Below are 20,735 nucleotides of genomic sequence, written 5' to 3' on the forward strand. Positions count from 1 at the left end.
AATACGGGGAGCGCAGCAGCGGAGCCCGTTTGCAGAAGGGATTAACAACCGGGGAGTTCCGGTTACACTGTCAAGGAGGTGAATAATTCATGAGTTTTGCTAAAGAAGAACAACAAGCGGCGGCTCAAACAGCCGATGACGCTACATATAAAGCGGATGCAGCCGGGGAAGGCGTACAGCCGGAGCCTGCCGATACAGAAGCGGAAGCCGCCGGCGCTTCGGCAGAAGCGGATACAGCAGCGAACGTTCAAATCGCCGCACTGCAGCAGCAGCTGGAGGAAAGCCAGCAGCGCGCGCTGCGCGCCCAGGCCGACTTTGATAATTTCCGCCGCCGTTCGCGTCAGGAGAAGGAGGAGTTCGCCAAGTACGCTTCCTTGAAGCTGATTGAGCAGCTCGTGCCGGTCATTGACAACTTTGACCGCGCGCTTCTCGCCGCCAAGGCAAATTCCGATTACGACGCACTGATTAAAGGGGTGGACATGATTTACCGCCAGTTCGATCAGGTGCTCTCGGCAGAAGGTCTGGTCCCGATCGATGCTGTCGGCCAGCCGTTCAATCCGGAGTTTCATCAGGCGATTATGCAGGTGCAATCGGAGGAGCATGAGGAAGGCATCGTTGTGGAGGAAGTGCAGAAGGGCTATATGCTCAAAGACAAGGTCATTCGTCCCGCGATGGTGAAGGTCAGCTCGTAATTCGTTTTATTACAGGAAATAAACTGGAAATAAATATCCCTTATTCAAGGAGGTCCCTTACAATGAGTAAAGTAATTGGTATTGACCTGGGTACAACAAACTCTTGCGTGGCCGTTATGGAAGGCGGCGAAGCGGTTGTTATTCCTAACGCGGAAGGCAACCGTACGACACCGTCGGTTGTCGGCTTCAAAAAAGACGGCGAGCGCATTGTCGGTGAAACCGCAAAGCGCCAAGCGATCACGAACCCGGATCGCACGATAATTTCGATTAAACGCCATATGGGGACAGCCCACAAGGAATCCATTGACGGCAAAGATTTCTCGCCCCAAGAAATTTCTGCTATCATTTTGCAGAAGCTTAAAGCGGATGCGGAAGCATACCTGGGCACTACAGTAACCCAAGCGGTTATTACTGTTCCGGCATACTTCAACGACAGCCAGCGTCAAGCAACCAAGGATGCGGGTAAAGTTGCAGGTCTGGACGTGCTGCGTATCGTCAACGAGCCGACGGCGGCGGCACTGGCTTACGGTATGGATAAGCAGGAGGAGGATCAAACGATTCTCGTTTATGACCTGGGCGGCGGTACGTTCGACGTATCTATCCTGGAGCTGGGCGACGGGATTTTCGAAGTAAAAGCAACCAGCGGGGACAACAACCTCGGCGGCGACGACTTCGACCAAGTCATCATTGACTACCTGGCTTCCGAGTTCAAAAAAGAGCACGGCATCGACCTGAGCAAAGATAAAGCGGCTGTACAGCGTTTGAAGGATGCAGCGGAGAAAGCGAAAAAGGAATTGTCGGGCGTACTGACGACAACCATCTCGTTGCCGTTCATCACCGTCGTAGACGGCGTGCCGCAGCACTTGGAGGTCAACCTGACCCGTGCGAAGTTTGAAGAGCTGTCCGCTCATCTGGTTGAGCGTACGATCGGACCGACTCGTCAAGCGCTTCAAGACGCTGGGCTGACTCCCGCAGATCTTCACAAAATCGTCCTTGTCGGCGGTTCGACCCGTATCCCTGCGGTACAGGAAGCAATTAAGAAGCTGACCGGCAAAGAACCGCACAAAGGCGTAAACCCGGATGAGGTGGTTGCCCTCGGCGCTGCAATTCAAGCAGGGGTTCTGACCGGCGAAGTAAAAGACGTTGTTCTTCTTGACGTGACTCCGCTGTCCCTCGGTATCGAAACTGCAGGCGGCGTGTTCACCAAAATGATCGACCGCAATACAACGATTCCAACCAATAAGTCGCAGGTGTTCAGCACCTACGCCGACAACCAGACGAGCGTTGAAATTCACGTTCTGCAGGGCGAGCGCTCCATGGCGGCGGATAACAAATCGCTTGGCCGCTTTATGCTGGGTGACATCCCGCCTGCGCCGCGCGGCATTCCGCAAATCGAAGTCAGCTTTGACATCGACGCTAACGGTATCGTTAACGTGTCCGCACTCGACAAAGGCACCGGCAAAAGCCAAAAAATCACCATCACTTCCTCCAGCGGGCTGTCTGCTGAAGAAGTGGATCGCATGATGAAGGAAGCTGAAGCGAACGCGGAGGAAGACCGCAAACGGAAAGAAGCCGTTGAAGTCCGCAACCAAGCGGATCAGCTGGTCTACACGGTTGACAAGACGCTGAAGGATCTTGGAGACAAGGTGGATCAAGCGGAAGTCGACAAAGCGAATGCAGCTAAGGAAAACCTGACCAAAGCGCTGGAAGGCACTGACCTTGACGCGATTAAGAAGGCGACCGAAGAGCTGTCCGAGGTTGTACAGCAGCTTTCCGTGAAGCTGTATGAGCAAGCGGCTCAAGCGCAGCAAGCTGGAGAAGCCGGTCCTGACGCGGGCCAAGGCGCGCCGAAGAAAGATAATGTTGTTGATGCGGACTATGAAGTTGTCGACGACAAGAAATAATAACAAGGCAGTGCCGGGCCTGAAGCAGTGAATGCTGCCGGGGTCCTGCTGCATCGGCACAGGCGGAATCAAGACCGGATCGCTTCAGCAAGCCGGCTTGAACGCCATGCCCGAATACGATTCAGCCTATAAACGGACGCCGTCTTGGTTCAAGACGGTGAAGCCGTTTATGTGGTGTTTGGGGGTGGGGAATTGAGCAAGCAGGATTTTTATGAAATGCTGGGGGTCAGCAAGGACGCCTCTGATGATGAAATCAAGAAAGCGTACCGGAAGCTCGCACGCCAGTACCATCCGGATGTAAACAAGGAAGCCGGAGCGGAGCAAAAGTTTAAGGATATTAAAGAAGCCTATGAGGTGCTCAGCGATAGCCAGAAGCGTTCCAATTATGATCGCTTCGGCACGGCGGACCCGTCCCAAGGAATGGGCGGCGGGGGCGCCGGCGATTTCGGCGGCTTTGGCGATATTTTCGATATGTTTTTTGGCGGCGGCGGTCAGCGGCGGAATCCGAACGCCCCGCAGCGGGGCTCGGATTTGCAGTACACGATGACCATTGAGTTCAAGGAAGCTGTGTTCGGTAAGGAGACCGAGGTGCAAATTCCGCGGACAGAGACGTGCGACACGTGTATGGGCAGCGGAGCTAAACCCGGGACGAAGCCGGATACGTGCCGGGTTTGTAACGGCAGCGGTCAGCAGGAGGTCGTCCAGAATACACCGTTCGGCCGTATGGTGAACCGACGCGTGTGTTCTGCTTGTAACGGTCAAGGGAAGACAATTAAGGAAAAATGCGGCACGTGTCACGGCTCAGGCAAAGTGAAACGGACACGAACCATTAATCTCAAAATTCCGGCCGGCGTGGATGACGGCGCGCAAATGCGTGTCAGCGGCGAAGGCGAGCCTGGAACCAAAGGCGGACCGGCAGGGGACCTGTATGTTGTGCTGCGGGTGAAGTCTCACGACTTCTTTGAACGCGAAGGGGAAGACATTTACTGCGAGGTTCCGTTGACATTCGCTCAGGCGGCACTTGGCGATGAAATTGAAATCCCGACGCTGACGGAGAAGGTGAAGCTGAAAATTCCGGCAGGCACCCAGACCGGAACGTACTTCCGTCTCAAGGGCAAAGGTGTTCCGCGCCTGCGCGGATACGGGCAGGGCGATCAGCATGTCAAGGTGACGATCGTAACCCCGACGAACCTGACCGATCAGCAGAAGGACCTGCTTCGCGAATTCGCCGGTATCGGCGGCGAGCAGACCAGCGAGCAGCATGAATCTTTATTTGAACGTATGAAAAAAGCTTTTCTCGGTGAATAACGCCGGGAGAAGTTTTTTGCTTTTTGTCCGGGCCGGAAACTCCTTCTGCGTAACCCTGCCCTGTGCCGGAATGTATAGGAGGCCGGGAATCATCGTAAACTACGGTTGATCCTGGTACAGAAGGAGGAGACGATGTCATGACACCATCCGGAAATTATAATCAGCAGCAGTACGAGGGTACGCCGGCAGCCGAAGGCGGGACAGCGAATGCTTTGCCTGTCGGCAAGGCAGAGGATGTGGAATTCAGCCGGGAGCTGGCCGATGCCGCGGATAGGAAGGCCCTGGAGAGGGCTGAAGCAGCGGACCGCCGCGCTGAGGGCGGGTTACAAGAGAATGAGTGAGCGGTGCATCTTGGCTTATTTCCAGACGCCTGAAGAGGCGCAAGGGGCCCGAACCAAGCTGCAGGCGCTGCGGGCCGCCGAGGTGCAGATTGAGCGCGTTTCTTATTTTCCCGGCGGGGAGGGCAACCGGAGTGTCATGAACCCGTATGCGGGCGATTTCGGCGGCTTGACCGCACTGACCTTTTCCGGTTATACACCTGACCCGGACACAGGCGTGCTGGCATCGGCCGATATGAGCGCCAGCGGGATGGCGGACGGCACACGCGAGCTTCTGGAAGGAAGCGTAGGCCGCGATATTTTGCTGACTGCGATTGTTGAAGACACTGTGCATGACAGGGCTTTGCAGGTGGTGCGGGACGCCGGGGGACAGGTATAGCTGCCCTGCCCCCCGGGACCTTGCGCTTATCCGCCGTCATGCGACGTTACGTTGCGCGCCGGGAACTGAACGCTGAACGCTGCGCTCTGCGGGCAAAACGGGACCTGGGACCTGAGGAGCTTCCTCAGGTCTTTTGGCGTTTTTTGCACATTGGCGGCGGATTCATCTGTCTTTGCCTGACACCATCTGGGAACCGGGGTCCCAACAAGATGAAAAGGGAGGGATGGCGTAAAGAAATTGATGAATCCGCCTGTGGAATTCCGTTATAATGGAGAGGGTTAGCATACCAGGGCTTACCACATCATGGAGGTGTCTCATTTGCATGGATTTCCCGCGGCAAACTAAACGTAAAGCTTCTACCGGGGTCTTTTATTTTCATTCTTTGGCTTTTAAAGTGTCGGGCATTGCCGCGATCAGTCTGCTTGTTATTTGCTCTGTCATGGCGTTTGTCTCCTACACGCAGCAGCGCAGCCAGCTGTATGAGGAGCTGTACCATCTGGAATCTATGTTTCACTCCCCGCTTTCTACCGAGCTGGAGCGGATAGAGCAGGCCAAGGCCGAGCTCAAACGAAATCCGGAGGCATATAAAACCGTGCCGGAGGTTATCCGGCTGCAGGAGGAAATGGATCGGAATGCAGCCAGCGACTATGTTGAAAATGCCTATTTGTTTTATCCGGAATGGATGACTAAAAACGGATCGAAGGCTTTGCTGAACCTGCTGTCCAACGCAGAGCTGTATGAGTCCGAGAAGCCTGCGGCCACCTATGTGCCGCAGCCGGATTTGCTTCGGGCTCTGGAAGAGGCGGAACGGAATGGGTACGGTATAACGGAGGCCTACTCCGATGCATTTGGTACCTGGATCAGTGTTGTAAGCGCTCTACGAGACAAGGAAGGCGCATTGGTTGCTTTCGTTGGAATGGATTTCGACTATAACTTTTTAATGGATCGGCTCCATCAAAAGCTGATCAGCAGCATTCTGATCGGGCTTGCTGCGGCTGTCCTCGGAATTGTTGTGATGTTGCTGGTTGTGCGGCTGGCGCTGCGTCCGATTCACCCGTTAATCGCATCGGCGCAGGCGGTGGCGCAAGGTGACCTGTCGGGCCGGCTGAACACGGCACGTAAGGATGAGATTGGGTTGCTTACCAGCCATTTTAATGCCATGCTGGACAGCATCCGTCCGCTTATCAGCCATATCGGACAAGCCTCGCAGCAGGTATCCGCCGCTTCCGGCGATTTGTTAAGCCGGGCGAAGCATAATGAGGAAGCGATCCGGCACATGACGGCGGCTATCGGGGAAATTTCGGGCAGGGCCTCGCAGCAGCTTCATAGCACGCGGGAGAGCAGCCGGGCGATGGAGGAGATGGCTGGCGGCATTCAGCGCGTAGCTGAATCCGCAGGGGCTGCTGCCGAGGCTTCGGAGCAAGCAAGCGGCAGCAGCGCGGAAGGCAATGAACGCATGAAGCGCAATCTGGAGCAAATTGGCGAGGTGCGCACCTCTGTCGAGCGGTCGGCGGCAGCGATGAAGCGCCTGCAGGAGCTGTCCGGGCAAATCGGAGAAATGACCGTGCTTATTTCTCATGTCAGCCAGCAGACCAATATGCTTGCGCTGAATGCATCCATCGAGGCTGTTCGGGCCGGAGAGCATGGCCGGGGCTTTGCCGTCGTCTCAGAGGAGATTCGCAAGCTGGCCGACCAGTCCAAGGTATCGACCGAGCGCATTAAGGAGCTGATTGAACAAATACAGCTGGAAACGGCTTCGGTGGCGGAAGCGATGGGGCATGGAGCCCAGGAGTTTGAATCGATGCAGGAGGTCGTCATCCAGACGGCTGAATCCTTCAAGTCGCTTCAGCAAATCATTCGTGAGGTTGCCGCCCAGATGGCCGAGGTATCGGCTGTCTCCGAGCAGATGTCTGCCGGAACGGAGCAGGTTACAGCATCGATTGCCGAGTTGGCCGACATGTCACGCTACGTGGCGGAGTCGTCGGACGGGGCGGCTCAAGCAGCGGTTCGCCAGCAGGCGTATATCGGTGAGATTACCGGAACGGCAAACCGCTTGAGCGTGACCTCGCTTGAGCTTCAAGGCGCTGTGGATAAGTTTAAGCTGTAGATGGAGCATGAAGCTTTTAGAAATGACAGCAGCCCCATCCTGTTACGCAGTGCTTTCAGTTTGAATCTGCCCCGGTAGTGCGATACAATGAATACGTTTGCTGGAACAAGCTGGCTGCAGCCCGCAGCGACATTTTGCAGAGATCAGAGAGGGATGGGACGAGCATGAAATGGCACGAAATTACAATACATACAACGGAAGAAGCAGAGGAGATGATTTCCAACTTCCTGCATGAGCTTGGGGCGGGCGGCGTCTCTATCGAGGAGTCCGGATCGTTGAACCGCAAGCGCGACACCTCGCTTGGACAATGGTATGAGAAGCCGCTGAACGATATTCCTGAAGGGGAAGCCGTTATCAAGGGGTATTTCTCCGAGGTGGAGGAGGTCAGCGAGCTGCTCGCTTCGCTTCAGGAATCGGTGCGGATGCTGAAGGAGGAAATCGGTATTGACACCGGCAAGGCTGAGTTCAGCGTCCGGGAAGTCGACGAAGAGGATTGGGCCAATGCATGGAAGCAATATTTCAAGCCGATGCGCATCTCCGAGCGGATGACAATTAAACCGACCTGGGAAGCGTATGAGCCAAGTGAAGGCGAGGTTATCATCGAGCTGGATCCGGGGATGGCGTTCGGGACCGGAACGCATCCGACAACAGCCCTTTGCATTCGCACGCTGGACAGCGTTATCCGCGGCGGGGAGCAGGTTATTGATGTCGGCACCGGCTCGGGCGTGCTGGCTATTGCCGCAGCCAAGCTGGGGGCGAAGCATGTCCTGGCCCTCGATCTGGACCCGGTGGCGGTATCCAGTGCAACGAGCAATACGGAGCTGAATCAGCTGGAGGACGCCATCACTATCCGGGAAAGCGACCTTCTGCAGGTGCTGCGTCTGGCTCAGGAAGGCGGAGCGGACGTTGAGGCTGAGCTGGGTGTCCGTGTGCCGGTTCAGCTTGTGGTTGCCAATATATTGGCGGAGATTCTGCTGCTGTTTATGGATGATGTGTATCAGGTGCTGGAGAAGGACGGAATTTATATTGCCTCCGGCATTTACATCGCCAAGGAAGCCGAAGTGGAGCAGGCGCTTCTGGCCACAGGCTTTACCATTCAGGCCAAGCATCGCGATCAGGATTGGGTAGCGATTGTGGCCAAGAAGTAATTGTGATTGCGTGACAGGCCGGAGCGGAATGCAGCGTATTCCTCCAAGAAACAAGCAGTCGTTTGTGCGGGTGCTGTATTCCGTCCGGTTTAGGCTATTTTTCAGGAGGTGAATGTGCGAAGGGATGGACAGTTTTTTGGCGTTTCCGCTGAATATTATGCCGTTTGTGATTTTGGCGCTCATTATTGCGTTTACCGTCCATGAATTTGCCCATGCATTTGTGGCCGACCGCTTTGGCGACTCCACCCCCCGCGATCAGGGGCGGGTTACGCTTAACCCGGTGTCGCACCTCGACATTTTCGGGACGCTGCTCGTTCTTATCGCCGGTTTCGGCTGGGCGAAGCCCGTTATGGTGAACCGCCGCAATTTTAAATATCCGCGCCTGATGAGTCTGGTGGTTTCAGCCGCAGGCCCGATCAGCAACTGGGTTATTGCCTTTATCGGACTTGTTGCTTATATGTACCTGATGAAGCATGGCGTGCTGAGCGGCTGGAGTGAAGGGGCATCGGAAGCTGTATTTACATTTTTATCTTTGCTGGTGGGATTGAATATGATGCTATTTGTGTTCAACCTGATCCCGCTGCCGCCGCTTGACGGATACCGGATTGTGTTCGAGCTTCTGCCTTCGATGCTGCGGGCCCGTCTGGTCCAATACGAGCAGTGGTCCATTTTTATTTTTCTGCTGCTGGTATTTATTCCGCCTCTTAACCGGGTTACCATCGGACCTATTATGGCATGGCAGTCTGACCTGATTCAGGTGATGCAGGCCTGGATTTCCCCCTGGATTTAGCTGACCATACGAGAAAGCCCGCGCTGCGGAACGCCTTGATAAGGTGTTTGCGGCACGGGCTTTTTTTTATTCTAACGGAAAATTCGGTGTTTGTTTCTGTCCAGTTTCTTTAGGTAATCTTAAGATTCCGCTTAAGCTGGGTTTAGATCAGGGCGCTATAATGGAATTATCGGACAAAAGAGGCGCGGACATCGATCCGGGGCGGTCGTCGCCGGAAAGCAGGGCATATGCGCTTGTCGGCCCGCTGTTCGTTTGGGCATTGACATGACTGTCCTAGACTAAGGTCCAGCCGTTAAAACCGACTCGGGTCTGTATGAACGGCACAGGCTTCAAACTAAAATAAAGATTATGGCACAGAAACGGAGATTGTCCTGCGGCATACACCGCAGACAGGCGCCGGCAGGCAATTCAATCCGTTGATTCACGCGGCACATCCGCGAATTTTGACACGGCTGCTTGCATTAGCAGGCCCCCGGAATACGGTTGGCAAAGGTTTGCTGCAGCAAATCAAGCAAGGTTTGTTCCTCGCGGGCAAGCGTTTTACAGTAGGAATACATGCCTTGCAGAATAATCCCGTTACAGGCTTCCTTTCTTAGTTCATCCACAATGGCATCCAGTGATTGCAATACTGCCGCCGCCGTCTGTTCATCCTTAACATGGCGCTTCATCCAAGCCTTAATGAGTTCAATCTGTGCTTCCAAAGGCTTATTCTCGATTTGAAGCACGGGCTTCGATTGTCCGAGTGAAGCATCTAGTATAGGCTGAGGGGTCTTGAGCTTGATGCCGGCAGCTACATCATCCAGCCGATCAATTAAATAATTGGCAACCTTGAGGCTGTCCATGTCGTATCTGTAGAAGATGTGGCAAAAAAAGTACTCCTTTACGGCCCCTGTCAGCATGCTCGCGCAATCCAGAGAATGAGGCTCCAAATCCGGACCGTACATCTCAATGATTCGTTCCTGAAACCACTTTATCGTTTGAAGCGCATTGGCGACCATCAACTCGCGAATAACCTCGGTGAATGCGGTCCCGTTTACCATCATACATAAGAAATCCTTATTCTCGAAGATGATCCGGCACTGCAGCTCGATGGCTTTGACGAGCAGTTCCCGGGTCGTGAATTCCCCGCTGGTTTGAGCTTCCTGCAATTCATTATGCAGTCGGTCGAAATAGTGCCTGTAAATGGAAACCAGCAGCTCCTCCTTGGACTGAAAGTGCTGGTAAAAGGCACCCTTGGATACTCCGGCCAGAGTGACGATATCCTGAACGGAGGTAGAGTGATAGTCACGTTCTCCAAATAGCCTGATTGCGGATAAAATCAACTGTGTTTTTTTGTCATGCATAGCACTTCACACCTTACTGGTTTTAGCATTTCCTTTTTCCTGGATCACTCTTGCTTACAGTCATTGTAAAGCTTTCGATAACATACGTCAAGATTATGACCGACTAGTCAATGAAGTTGATTTTATTAAAAAAAACCATTGAAATAATTGATTTTATCCAGTATATTACTAATTGACCGACTGGTCATTCTGAGGGGATGAACGAGATGTTTATTTGGTTCAAAATGATGTGAACGCTAGAAACGGGGAGCTGATAATGAAACTGGCGCCAACCACTTTTACAGAGCTGCGAAGCAAGCTCGGTCATGATATGTCGCTGGCCTTTGAAAAAAACGGGTACAGTCCGTTGGTGGGGAGAATTTTTTCCCTGCTGATGTTTTCAGCCAAGCCGATTAGCCTGCAGGACATTACCACAAGTCTTCATGTTTCCAAAGCAGCCGTTAGTGTCCAGGTCCGGGCAATGGAGCGGGACGGGATGTGCCGTAAGGCGCCCTCCGGCCGCGACCGCAAGGATTATTATTATATTGCCGAGTCGGTTGCCGCCAATGTCATTCATAGTCATTTGACGAAGGTCGAGCGGGTGCGTCATGAGGCGGAGGAGAATATAGCGGCGCTATTGAAGCTGGAGGACCTTGAGCCGACCGAGTATGAATCGTATGCCATATTTAAACAGAGATATTCCGAACTGGCATCATTTTACCGTTTGTTTGAACAGAAACTGAGGGAACTGGAGCAGGATTGGAATAATGGAGGAGTAGAGAGATGAACCAATTAACCCGTTTTTCTTTGAAAAACGCTGCGGCAATCATCATCATCAGCTGCATTTTGTTCATTTTCGGGGCCTATTCGGCCACGACACTGAAGCAAGAAGCCATGCCGGATATTTCCTTGCCGATGGTGTTTGTCAGTACGGTTTACCCCGCACCGCCCAAAGATGTGCTTGAGGATGTAACGAAGAAGCTGGAGAAGCGGATCGTCGGGATTGAGGGCTTGAAGAAAATCAATTCCACCTCGAGCGATAACTTCTCCTTGATCACCGTCGAGCTTGTGAATGGAGCCGATACGGATAAGGCCAAGACGGACATTGCTGATGCCATTGCCGACGTGGAGCTTCCGTCGGGTGCATCTGCCCCTAAGGTATCCAAATTCGGATTCGGCAGCTTTCCGATTTATTTTACCGCTATGCATGGAACCGGAGATACGAATCAGGATGAAATCAACCGGCTTTATGAGCAAGTGGTGGAGCCCACTCTGAGCGCGATGGACGGGATTGACCACGTGGATGGGGTCGGCCAGCAGGAGGCGACCTTGAAGCTGAAGCTGGATATGAATGCCCTCACTACGTATGGGCTGACGCCGAGTGACGTGACGCAGAGCATTCAGGCGGCGCTTGCGACCAATCCGGCAGGAACCGTTAAATTTAACGGAACGTCGCAGTCCGTCCGGGTCGAGAGCGATCTGAATACGATTTACGGCTTGGAAAATATGAAAATCTCGGCCTCAAACGGCCAAACGCTGCTGCTGAAGCAGCTGGCTAAGGTGGAGGCGCTGAGTGACGCCAAATATATTACCCGGTTAAACGATCAGCCGGCGATTGGCTTGACCGTCTATAAAGGCAAGGATGCCAATACGGTGGAATTCGCGGCCCGTCTCGACAAGATGATCGCAGACTGGGAGAAGGAATATCCGAACATTAAGTTTACGAACGTGTACAACTCGGCGACTGAAGTGAAGAAGTCGGTCAACGGGATGATGAAGGAGGGCAGCATCGGGGCTATTATGGCGGCGATCATGATTTTGCTGTTCCTGCGGAACGTGCGCATGACGATCATCGTTCTCGTCTCCATTCCTCTATCCGTTCTGACTACACTGTCTATCATGGCGGTTTTTGACCTATCACTCAATATTATGACGCTCGGCGGCTTGACCATCGCTATCGGCCGGGTTGTCGATGACAGTATCGTCGTTATCGAGAATATTTATACCGAGCTTCAGAAGGCTCACGAGCGCAACGAATCGGTAATTCGAATCGCTACCGCCAAGGTAGCGATGGCGATTACGTCCTCGACACTGACTACAGCAGGCGTATTCCTGCCGATTGCTTTTGTCGGCGGGGTGCTGGGGGATATTTTCCGCCCATTCGCGATTACGATTGTCGTCGCCTTGATGATGTCGCTGCTTGTGGCGTTGACCGTTATTCCGATGCTTGCAAAACTGCTGGTGCTGAATAACCGCAACATCAAGCATCACGATGAGAATGTATACGGCAAAGGGACTTTGGCTTATAAAAAGGTGCTGGAGGTTTCCCTCCGCAACCCGATCAAGGTGCTGCTGGCTTCCATTCTGCTGCTTGTCGTTTCTGTCGCAGGCACTGTTCCGTTCCTGGCTTCGTCCTTTATGCCGGAGAGCAGTACGGAGAAGCAAATGCAGTTTACGGTAAAGCTGCCGCGAGAAACTTCTTTTGAAACAATGGATTTGAAGATTAGGGAAATCGAGGCGATGCTGGGCACCGCCAAGGATGCTTCGGGGCAAAAGGTCTTTGATTATTATGAATCGATGGTGGGCTACGACCAAAATAGCAGCAGCGACGAACGGATCGACTACTATGCTTCGATTATGGCTGCCGTAAAGCCGGAGCAGGATGCCAAGAAGGTTGCTGCCGAGATGACTGAGGCTATGCGGGGCATGGTTCCGCAGGGCTCCGAGGTGGAGGGCTCGCTGATGTCCTCCGCATCAACAGGCACAGGCGCTGATTTCGCGTACTTGCTTATCGGAGAAGATATCAATCAGCTGGAAACCAGCCTGCAGATGGTGAAGCAAAAGCTGGCCGAAATCCCGGAAATTCAAGAAATCAAAGACAATCTGAGCGAGAAGAAGCTGCAGGTAACGGTTAGTGTGGATCAGAATAAAGCCCGGCTTTACGGCTTGTCCTCGGCCCAAATTACCCAAACTGTCGCTCAGTGGCTGTCTGAGAATGAAATTGGCGAAATCAAATTCGACAACATCAGCTATGTAACAAAAATTATGGTGGATGAGAAATTCAAGAACTCGCTGCAGGCGGTCGGAGCAATTCGCCTCGCCACACCGACCGGCGTGACGATTGCGCTCAACGAGGTTGCCAAGGTGCACCAGATAGACGCGCCGGCGTCCGTTACCCGCGAGATGCAGCAGCAATATGTCAAGGTTACAGCCAAGATCGACAGCAAAGACAAGGGCGGCGTGAGCGCCAAAGCAACCGCCGCACTGGCGGAGCTTAGCCTGCCGGACGGTATCCGTACCCAGGTCCAAGGGGTCAGCGATGACATGGCGGAAAGCTTCGGACAGCTCGTGCTTGCCATGATCGCGGCGATTATGATTGTTTATCTGATCATGGTCATTGCGTTCGGCAATGCCAGCGCCCCGTTCGTTATTATGTTCTCTCTGCCATTTGCGGCGATCGGCGGCTTTATCGGACTGTTTGTTACCAATGAGTCGATTAACATTACTTCTCTGATTGGCTTCCTGATGCTTATCGGGATTGTCGTCGCCAACGCCATCGTACTGATTGACAAGGTTATTCAGCTCCGCGAGGAAGGGATGGGCATCCGGGAAGCGCTTCTGGAGGGCGGTTTGTCCCGTCTGCGTCCGATTATTATGACCGCTGGCGCAACGATTGTTTCACAGCTTCCGCTGGCTCTGGGCCTTTCGGAAGGAACACTCATTTCCAAGGGACTGGCCGTTGTTGTTATCGGCGGTCTGACATCATCCACGCTGCTGACACTCGTTGTTGTGCCGGTGATGTATGAGATTGTCGAAGGAATGAAGGCGCGCCTCTCCCGCATGTTTAATAAGAAGAATGCATTAGCAGAGCCAAACCCAACGTCAATCGTTCATTAAGCGATAAAGCGAGCAGGATATGGAGATAGAAAAGGGAACAGGGAAAAGGAGAAACGTCCAATGAAGCTGATATTGAAACAGTCCGTTCAAAAAAGCGTGAAGCTCACCGGCGCGCTCGTATTGACCGCAGCCTTAATTGCAGGCTGCTCGTCCGGGACGCCAGAAGAGACCGCGCCGTCGGCAGCAGCTGAAAGCCAGATAAAGACGGTAAGTGTAGCAAAGGTAGAGAAGAAGACGATTAGCGAGCCCTTGGAGCAGGTGGCTGACATCGAATCGTCCATTCAAATTGATGTCATCACCAAAGCGGGCGGTGATATTCAGGAAATATTGAAGAAGCGCGGCGATTTTGTACAGAAGGGCGAGACTATTTTCCGGATTGACCCGACGGATGTGCTGCTGCAAAAGGAAAGCTCGCAAATTACGGCAAGCGGAACACAGCAGCAGCTTGCGAAGGCGCGCAAGGATGTAGAGGACAGCAAGATCGCCCTGAAAAACGGCATCGAGAAGCAGGAGCTGGCCCTGAAGGATTTGGAAAAAAATTATAGCAAGATTCGCAACGACTATGATTCCGGTCTTGTAGAAAAAATTCAGGTAGAACAAATGGAAACCCAGCTCAGGACGCTGCAGCTCGATCTGGAGAACAGCCGAAACCAGTTGAAGACGCTGGAAACAACGAATTCCAATGCACAGCTGGAACAGAGCTTGCAGTCCGCTAATCTGGGGGTGCGCCAGGCAGAACGGACACTGGAAAATATGGAGGTTAAAGCGACCGTCAGCGGTGTTATTACCGACCTGCCGATTGAAACAGGGATGACCGTTAACGCCGGCTTCCAGGCGGCCAAAATTCAGCAGCTTGATCCGATTAAGCTGAAGGCAGAGCTGACTGAGGATGCCGCGGCGCTGATCCGCGGCAAGCAGGAATTGACCTTCTATGTTCCCGGTTCGGTAGAGCGCACGAAGGCCAAGGTCAACTATTTGGCCGATGTCATGAGCGCCAATACGAAATCGTATTCACTGGAGCTGGAGGTTGCAAATCCTGACAAGAAGCTGAAGCCTGGAATGAAAGCCCAAATTTTGCTTGCCGATGAGCAGGATCAAATCGTGGTGACCGTTCCGACCTTGAGCGTCGTCCGCGAAGGCAATGCGACGTTTGTGTTCGTGCTTGCCGGAGATCAAGTGGAACGCCGGAAGGTGGAGCTTGGCCGTTTGAATAATGCGGACCAGGAGGTTATTTCGGGTCTTAAGGAAGGCGAGCAGCTGGTCATTTCCGGTCAGCATCAATTAAGAGACAAAGATAAAGTACAGGTTAAACAGTAAACTTTCTGGGGAGGAAGGAACTCGCATGCGCAGTAAATTTTACAAAACGATTGTTTCTCTCACGCTTTCCGCTTCCCTGCTCTCTGTCGGCGCCTATTCGGCGCTGGCAGAGGAGGCAGGCAGTGCGGTCAGCATTCAGGCTGAGCAGGTGTACAGCTTGACCGAGGTGCTGGACGTTCAAGTTAAAAGTGTCATTAATGAGCCGGTACTCAAGGGAACCCGTATCGGCGTGGTTGTCAATCTTAAAAACAACAGCGATTCGGTAACCCGTGTACCCGATTATGAGCTGCGTGTCAAAACGGCAGACGGCGTAGTCTATACGCTGCAGCCCAGCACGTCCAACCTGAAGGCGATTCAGCCTCATACCGAAAGCGAGCTGAGCTACCTGTCGGTCATTGACCGCAAGGGCAATGTGGTCTTGGCCGAGCTGAATTGGACCGATGTGGACATGTACATATATCCGAAAAAAGAAACGGTTGTGCTGAATGCTCCGATTACTTTGCAGCCGTGGCAGGGCAGAGATACACAAATCACCGATCCGAAGGCGCTTCTCAAATGGTCGGACAGCTTTACGCTTCCATATTTCGAATCGCCGATTACATACACGCCAACTGATATTCATAAGGAATCCACAGACACCGGCACGGTATATGTCGTACAATTGCTGGCCTACAATCCGGGCGATCAGCGGGAAATCGTTCCGACCTTCCTGATTGACGGGAAAACAGCGGAGAAGGTCTATGCGGGCAGCCGGGTGGAAGCGGACAGTCTTGTCCTGGAGAGCAAGGAGCAAAAGTATATTCATTATGCCATCCCGGCGGATCAGGATGCAGTGTTATCCAGTCTGAATGTATTGACCACAGAATATTTCGGATCTTCCAGTGGCGCCGCAGGCCAATATGCGATTGGACGCTATAACATTCTTATTCCTAGCGGAGAAGATCGCGCCGTTACAGGCGTATATGCGCTTGGCGATGCAATGCAATTCGATTCCCGCAGCCAGCTGATTCATCCGAATCTGAAGGTGTCGATGGTTGAGTTCAACATTAGCGACAACGAAGAGGAAGGTAACAAGAACATTACCGCCAAGTTCGCGATTCAAAATAACAGCGATCGTCCCCTGGATGTCCCGGTTTTCCAGACTTCGCTGCTGAGCTCCGACGGCTATGATTACAGCGGGAAGCGCCAAGCTTCGACACCAAGCAGAGTGCTGCCGAAGTCGTCGGTCATTGTGAACTATGCGTTTACAATGCCGGTCTCCGAAACAGGCGAGAACTTGCAGCTTAAAATTCAGGACGCTGTTTCCGCAGCGCCTTATAAATCAACGATTGCGGCTTACGGCGTGAAGCTCCAAGAGTCGACGGGGCCATGGGATTCGTTCAATATGTATCCGTTTGTTGTGAAATTTTCCTCGTGGGATATTTCGTTCCTGTATAATTCGGGAACGCAGCAGTTCTCCTATAAAGGGAAGTTTTTCCTGGATGTAGAACGCAAGGTTCAAACGGAGCTGGATGCCAATTTCCCTAAGCTGCAGTTTGAATTGTATGATGCGGCGGGCCGGCTGGTCGGCACAGCGTCCAAGCCTATGATTGGTCAGGACCGCCTTCTAACGGGCGAGAACAATCTGACCTTTACCGGCACTTCGGAGCAATTTACATCGCCTTTGACCTTAAAGGTGTATGAAACCTTCACAACGGCCAGCGGAGAATCCAAGCGGCTTGTCGCTGAACTCGAAGATTAATTTTGATATAAAACGAAGATTAGATATAAAACGATGCGTTGAAGAAAACCAGCTCCCCGCAGGGGAGCTGGTTTTCTTATGTGGACGCCTGGCATGAGCGTCCATATTTCAATTCATGAGCCCGGGATACATCCGGCTATAGGTGTGCTGCACGTTTTTTAGAATACTATCGTTCGGGAGGGAATGACTGAGTTTCGAACCGTATGGTGCTTTCCTGCCGCGGTTACGGTGCTTGCGGCCGGAATGGATTGCGCCATTCCAGCAGGGCGGCATAGCCAAGTGACTCTTCATCCTCCAAGTATCCGGCGGAGACCTTCACCGGCGTACGACCGCAGCGCAGGAGGAAGGTTACGACCGGGTCGGTCAATCTGCCCGCTATGACCTCATCTAAATATTGCTCGGCGGTGAGGAGGCGGGCATGCTTGTGATAGCCCGGCATTCTGCCGCCGCCCAGCAGCCGGTCGAGGCCAAGCTGAATGACCAGCTCGTACATCGCCTGCATCAGCTGCTTGCCGAGTCCAAACTGGCGGAAAGCGGGACGGATGCTAATATCGACGATATACAGCGTATTGCCATCCGGCCGATGATTACGAATATAGCCGTTGTCGGTTATTTCCTCCCAGGTGTGATCCGGATCGCCGGGAAAATAATGGACCCGCAGCCCGGTCATAGAGCCGGCCAGCTGCCCGCCAAGCTCGACGCAAACCGCCCCTTCCGGGAAGCGGGTAACATGCTCGGTCAGCTGCTCCCGGTTCCACCACAGCTCTGAAGGGAAGGGCGGCGGGAAGCACTCGCTCTGAATTTGAATCAGCTCGTCGAAATCCTGCGCCGTATAGTTGCGGATGACCGCCGGGGCCGACAAGCCGTCCCGGGCGAATACAACGAGTTCCTTTCGGTACGCAGACATAGGGTACAGCTCCTTTTTTTTTTCGGTGAAGGCAGCGGATGGATGGAGATTATTCAAATCACAGCCTGTTAGCTCCAGTCGGTATACAAATCCGTGCGGCGGTCGCGCCATGTTGTGACAGAGCCCCGGGAACGGACTTCCTCAAGCAGCTGCAGGTCCAGATCAGCCGTAACGATCATATCCTGGTTCAGTTCTCCTTGTACGGCAATGCCGTGCGGCGGGAACGGGATGTCGTTCGGCGTCAGCACGGCCGCCTGGCCGAAGTTGGCGCGCATAAAATCGACGGTAGGCAGGCTGCCCACGGTACCGGTCGTGACGACGTAAAGCTGGTTCTCAATAGTACGGGCATGGCAGGTATAACGAACGCGGTGGAAGCCGTGGCGATCATCGGTGCAGGAAGGGCAAAAAATAACATCCGCGCCGCGGGCTCGCGCCATCCGCACGATTTCAGGAAATTCAATATCATAGCAGGTCAGCATGGCGATGACGGCTTTCCCTGTATCAAAAACCTGCAGTACGTCGCCCGCACCCATGTTCCATTCCTTCACCTCGGTAGGGGTGATGTGGATTTTAGGCTGACGCCCAATACGCCCGTCCGGGAAAAACAAATGCGCGGTGTTCAGCAGCTTGTCCCCTTCACGAATGACGTGAGTGCCGCCGATCAGGTGCATCTTGTACTGGCGGGCCAGACCGCTGAACAAGGCTTCATATGCCCCGGTAAAATCCGGCAGCCGGTCGATTGGCAGCGCTTTGCCCTGCTCGTCCCCGATGGACAGCAATGGAGTGGTCAAGAATTCAGGAAACAGCACGTATTCTGTTCCGAACTCCTCGGCGGTCCTGACGTGATGCTCTACCTGCGCGGCAAATTCCTCAAAGCTCCGAATCGTACGAAGCTCGTATTGAACAGCGGATACACGAATCTTCATATTGTGAAGCACTCTCCCTTATGAATGATAAATCTGCGAAATGAAAACCGCCTACTGCTGTGGAATCACTGCACTTCTTGTTCAGTCCTTCGACTTGAATGACGGCGTCTTCCGGAGTGGTATTGACTATGCAGGGAGGTGCATCCATTATGCAGGCCTCCTGTCATGGCTTGTGGCTGCTTTTATTTTATCATTTTTGCTCCGGGATAAACATCCGCTGTCCCCCTCACAGGCTACTGCTGCTGCTGAAAGATATTTGTCGATCTGATGAACTTCACTTGGTTGGTCACAGATTTGTGAATTTAATCACATCCGGTATGCCGGTCGATTGCGTATGATGGTATCAGAAGGTTGAACATCAAGTCCTGCAGCTTGGGCAGTGCCGGAGCAAGGTCCGGGCATGGAAAGTCAGACGAATTTTTTGGCTAGAGCATCAATCAATAACGAACCGGTCAGTCCACCATAAAACGCCGGTACAGCGGCGGAAATTTGATTCTTGAGCAATGTCCGCATTGTACCGGGAAACAACAAGGAGGAGGATTTGTATGCCGCTCACCTTAGATTCCTTTGACTCTGCAAGACAAATGGCTGTAGCTTTCCCTGAAGCAGCAAGCCTCGCCAGTCCATCGGAGGTTTGGCACGAGGCGTCCGTTTGCGCCCTGATTCATTATATTACAGATACGCACCATGCTTACCTGCATGCAGAGCTCCCGCACCTCAGCCAGTCTCTCATTCAGCTGGCGAGGGGGCAGGGCGAGCAGAACGGGCTGCTTTGCCAGCTGAATCGTACGTTTCATTTACTGAAGGATGAGCTGGAGGAGCATTTGCGGCAGGAGGAGGAGGCTGTGTTTCCGACGATCATCCGCTTTGCCAGCTGCCGCTCGCCTGCGCCTTCTCTTATCGCCATGAATATTACAGTGGTTCACGAGCTTGAGACGGATCACCGTCATCTCATTGCGCTGCTCCGCGAGCTTCGTCAGGTGACGAAGCACTATACCCCTGAGCCGGACTCATGCCGCCAATATGTGCAAATCCTTCGAAGGCTTCAATGCCTGGAGGCGGATTTGCTGGAGCACCTTCATTTAGAGAACGATATTCTCATTCCGCGCGTGGTACAAAAAGCGTTGAACTGACGATGGTATAAAATGGTATGCATTTAAAGGAGGGCTTTAAGATGAAACCGTTACTCGCAGATACAGCTGTACAGGCGGCCGTTGAGCCGCTTCGTCAACATGCACTATGTGAAGCGCTGCAGCAGCTGAAGGAAGAGCATGTACCGCTGGTACAGGCGGCGGAGAGGCTTGGCCGATTAGCGGAGGGAATCGGGAGCGGGCCGGATGTAGAGGACTGGACGCTTCCTCTGGAAGCGCTCGGCCGCGAGGCGGCGGCCTTCGCAGAGCAGCTTGAGCCGCACCTGCTTCGGGAGGAGGCGGGCTTGTTCCCGGTGCTGACGCTGTACATGGGACGAAGGGCCGGGCCGATGGAGGAAATGGAGCAGGAGCAGGAGCACATCCGCAGTGCTTTGCGGCGCTTCCATTATGCTTTGCGGCAGACGGAGGGCACCACGGCAGACGCAGGAGAAGCGCAAGCGATGGCGGATCTTGTTCAAGAAGCCTGCATGCGGTTTGTGAAGCTGGCGGCCAAAGAGGAGCGGGTACTGCTCCCGATTGCAGAGCAGCTGCTGACAGCCGATGAGAAGGAACAGCTGATGATGACCTATTTCAAGCTTATCTGCTAGCCGCTGCGGCGGCTAAACTTCAATCCGGGGAGCTCCCCCGGATTTTTCTTGCTTTGCTGGCTTGGGAAGGGGCATCGGGAAGCACGGCTAGTACCGGCAGGTCATGCGGCCAGCAAAGAAACGCGTATTCAGCTTGTTTCTATATATTGACGCAATTCCGGAATTATGGTAATTTGAACTCATATCTGTGCGGAAGAACCGCCTATGAACTCGCAATAGCT

At 53.4% G+C, this 20,735-nt stretch carries 17 protein-coding genes; 14 read left to right on the forward strand and 3 right to left on the reverse strand.

The window, feature by feature from the left end:
- Window positions 1–89 precede the first annotated feature (89 nt).
- From grpE to WBG83_RS20385, 8 genes are all read left to right on the forward strand, one after another.
- Complete coding sequence (gene grpE / locus WBG83_RS20350) at window positions 90–692, forward strand: nucleotide exchange factor GrpE (protein WP_336747196.1); 603 nt, start codon at window positions 90–92, stop codon at window positions 690–692.
- Window positions 693–754: 62 nt separating this feature from the next.
- A complete protein-coding gene (gene dnaK, locus WBG83_RS20355; protein ID WP_336747197.1) occupies window positions 755–2,596 on the forward strand; it encodes a molecular chaperone DnaK in 1,842 nt (613 codons plus the stop codon).
- Window positions 2,597–2,788: 192 nt separating this feature from the next.
- Window positions 2,789–3,904 carry a molecular chaperone DnaJ gene (gene dnaJ / locus WBG83_RS20360; RefSeq protein ID WP_336747199.1) on the forward strand — a complete coding sequence of 372 codons (1,116 nt, stop codon included), beginning with the start codon at window positions 2,789–2,791 and terminating at the stop codon, window positions 3,902–3,904.
- 137 nt (window positions 3,905–4,041) lie between these two features.
- Complete coding sequence (locus WBG83_RS20365; RefSeq protein WP_336747200.1) at window positions 4,042–4,245, forward strand: YfhD family protein; 204 nt, start codon at window positions 4,042–4,044, stop codon at window positions 4,243–4,245.
- Entirely contained in the window at window positions 4,238–4,621 is a 384-nt protein-coding gene (locus WBG83_RS20370) for a hypothetical protein (protein WP_336747201.1), read from the forward strand. The genes WBG83_RS20365 and WBG83_RS20370 overlap by 8 nt, the downstream gene beginning before the upstream one ends.
- Window positions 4,622–4,943: 322 nt before the next feature.
- Complete coding sequence (locus tag WBG83_RS20375; protein WP_336747202.1) at window positions 4,944–6,728, forward strand: methyl-accepting chemotaxis protein; 1,785 nt, start codon at window positions 4,944–4,946, stop codon at window positions 6,726–6,728.
- Between the two features lie 164 nt (window positions 6,729–6,892).
- Entirely contained in the window at window positions 6,893–7,876 is a 984-nt protein-coding gene (gene prmA, locus WBG83_RS20380; RefSeq protein ID WP_336747203.1) for a 50S ribosomal protein L11 methyltransferase, read from the forward strand.
- A gap of 124 nt (window positions 7,877–8,000) precedes the next feature.
- Complete coding sequence (locus WBG83_RS20385; protein WP_336747204.1) at window positions 8,001–8,666, forward strand: site-2 protease family protein; 666 nt, start codon at window positions 8,001–8,003, stop codon at window positions 8,664–8,666.
- Between the two features lie 461 nt (window positions 8,667–9,127).
- Here WBG83_RS20385 and WBG83_RS20390 read toward each other — a convergent pair whose 3' ends face one another.
- Complete coding sequence (locus WBG83_RS20390; RefSeq protein WP_336747205.1) at window positions 9,128–10,009, reverse strand: TetR/AcrR family transcriptional regulator; 882 nt, start codon at window positions 10,007–10,009, stop codon at window positions 9,128–9,130.
- A 256-nt stretch (window positions 10,010–10,265) separates the two neighbouring features.
- On the opposite strand from WBG83_RS20390, the gene WBG83_RS20395 reads away from it, so the two are divergent.
- Genes WBG83_RS20395 through WBG83_RS20410 form a run of 4 tightly spaced genes read left to right on the forward strand, consistent with a single transcriptional unit; the run spans window position 10,266 to window position 16,943 of the window.
- Window positions 10,266–10,775, forward strand: a complete 510-nt coding sequence (locus tag WBG83_RS20395; protein WP_336747206.1) for a GbsR/MarR family transcriptional regulator — start codon at window positions 10,266–10,268, stop codon at window positions 10,773–10,775.
- Complete coding sequence (locus tag WBG83_RS20400; protein ID WP_336747207.1) at window positions 10,772–13,885, forward strand: efflux RND transporter permease subunit; 3,114 nt, start codon at window positions 10,772–10,774, stop codon at window positions 13,883–13,885. Before WBG83_RS20395 ends, WBG83_RS20400 begins: the two co-directional genes overlap by 4 nt.
- Before the next feature lie 60 nt (window positions 13,886–13,945).
- Window positions 13,946–15,202 carry an efflux RND transporter periplasmic adaptor subunit gene (locus tag WBG83_RS20405; protein ID WP_336747208.1) on the forward strand — a complete coding sequence of 419 codons (1,257 nt, stop codon included), beginning with the start codon at window positions 13,946–13,948 and terminating at the stop codon, window positions 15,200–15,202.
- 25 nt (window positions 15,203–15,227) lie between these two features.
- Window positions 15,228–16,943, forward strand: a complete 1,716-nt coding sequence (locus WBG83_RS20410) for a hypothetical protein (RefSeq protein ID WP_336747209.1) — start codon at window positions 15,228–15,230, stop codon at window positions 16,941–16,943.
- 223 nt (window positions 16,944–17,166) lie between these two features.
- Here the strand turns inward: WBG83_RS20410 and WBG83_RS20415 are convergent, their stop codons facing one another.
- Entirely contained in the window at window positions 17,167–17,850 is a 684-nt protein-coding gene (locus tag WBG83_RS20415; protein ID WP_336747210.1) for a GNAT family N-acetyltransferase, read from the reverse strand.
- Between the two features lie 68 nt (window positions 17,851–17,918).
- The gene (locus WBG83_RS20420; RefSeq protein WP_336747212.1) at window positions 17,919–18,776 is read right to left on the reverse strand and encodes a carbon-nitrogen hydrolase family protein; all 858 of its coding nucleotides are present in this window, start codon (window positions 18,774–18,776) and stop codon (window positions 17,919–17,921) included.
- A 545-nt stretch (window positions 18,777–19,321) separates the two neighbouring features.
- Here WBG83_RS20420 and WBG83_RS20425 point away from each other — a divergent pair.
- The gene (locus WBG83_RS20425; protein ID WP_336747213.1) at window positions 19,322–19,909 is read left to right on the forward strand and encodes a hemerythrin domain-containing protein; all 588 of its coding nucleotides are present in this window, start codon (window positions 19,322–19,324) and stop codon (window positions 19,907–19,909) included.
- 41 nt (window positions 19,910–19,950) lie between these two features.
- Window positions 19,951–20,514 carry a hemerythrin domain-containing protein gene (locus WBG83_RS20430; protein ID WP_336747215.1) on the forward strand — a complete coding sequence of 188 codons (564 nt, stop codon included), beginning with the start codon at window positions 19,951–19,953 and terminating at the stop codon, window positions 20,512–20,514.
- Window positions 20,515–20,735: the final 221 nt, after the last annotated feature.

The sequence above is a fragment of the Paenibacillus sp. y28 genome, from assembly GCF_037137075.1.
Classification (GTDB): domain Bacteria; phylum Bacillota; class Bacilli; order Paenibacillales; family NBRC-103111; genus JBBBNV01.

Coding starts and splice junctions, on each gene's coding strand:
- WBG83_RS20375 (WP_336747202.1), top strand. CDS start 4,944: ATGGATTTCCCGCGGCAAACTAAACGTAAAGCTTCTACCGGGGTCTTT.
- WBG83_RS20385 (WP_336747204.1), top strand. CDS start 8,001: ATGGACAGTTTTTTGGCGTTTCCGCTGAATATTATGCCGTTTGTGATT.
- WBG83_RS20430 (WP_336747215.1), top strand. CDS start 19,951: ATGAAACCGTTACTCGCAGATACAGCTGTACAGGCGGCCGTTGAGCCG.
- WBG83_RS20390 (WP_336747205.1), bottom strand. CDS start 10,009: ATGCATGACAAAAAAACACAGTTGATTTTATCCGCAATCAGGCTATTT.
- grpE (WP_336747196.1), top strand. CDS start 90: ATGAGTTTTGCTAAAGAAGAACAACAAGCGGCGGCTCAAACAGCCGAT.
- WBG83_RS20420 (WP_336747212.1), bottom strand. CDS start 18,776: ATGAAGATTCGTGTATCCGCTGTTCAATACGAGCTTCGTACGATTCGG.
- WBG83_RS20370 (WP_336747201.1), top strand. CDS start 4,238: ATGAGTGAGCGGTGCATCTTGGCTTATTTCCAGACGCCTGAAGAGGCG.
- WBG83_RS20410 (WP_336747209.1), top strand. CDS start 15,228: ATGCGCAGTAAATTTTACAAAACGATTGTTTCTCTCACGCTTTCCGCT.
- dnaK (WP_336747197.1), top strand. CDS start 755: ATGAGTAAAGTAATTGGTATTGACCTGGGTACAACAAACTCTTGCGTG.
- WBG83_RS20405 (WP_336747208.1), top strand. CDS start 13,946: ATGAAGCTGATATTGAAACAGTCCGTTCAAAAAAGCGTGAAGCTCACC.
- WBG83_RS20395 (WP_336747206.1), top strand. CDS start 10,266: ATGAAACTGGCGCCAACCACTTTTACAGAGCTGCGAAGCAAGCTCGGT.
- WBG83_RS20415 (WP_336747210.1), bottom strand. CDS start 17,850: ATGTCTGCGTACCGAAAGGAACTCGTTGTATTCGCCCGGGACGGCTTG.
- WBG83_RS20400 (WP_336747207.1), top strand. CDS start 10,772: ATGAACCAATTAACCCGTTTTTCTTTGAAAAACGCTGCGGCAATCATC.
- WBG83_RS20425 (WP_336747213.1), top strand. CDS start 19,322: ATGCCGCTCACCTTAGATTCCTTTGACTCTGCAAGACAAATGGCTGTA.
- prmA (WP_336747203.1), top strand. CDS start 6,893: ATGAAATGGCACGAAATTACAATACATACAACGGAAGAAGCAGAGGAG.
- WBG83_RS20365 (WP_336747200.1), top strand. CDS start 4,042: ATGACACCATCCGGAAATTATAATCAGCAGCAGTACGAGGGTACGCCG.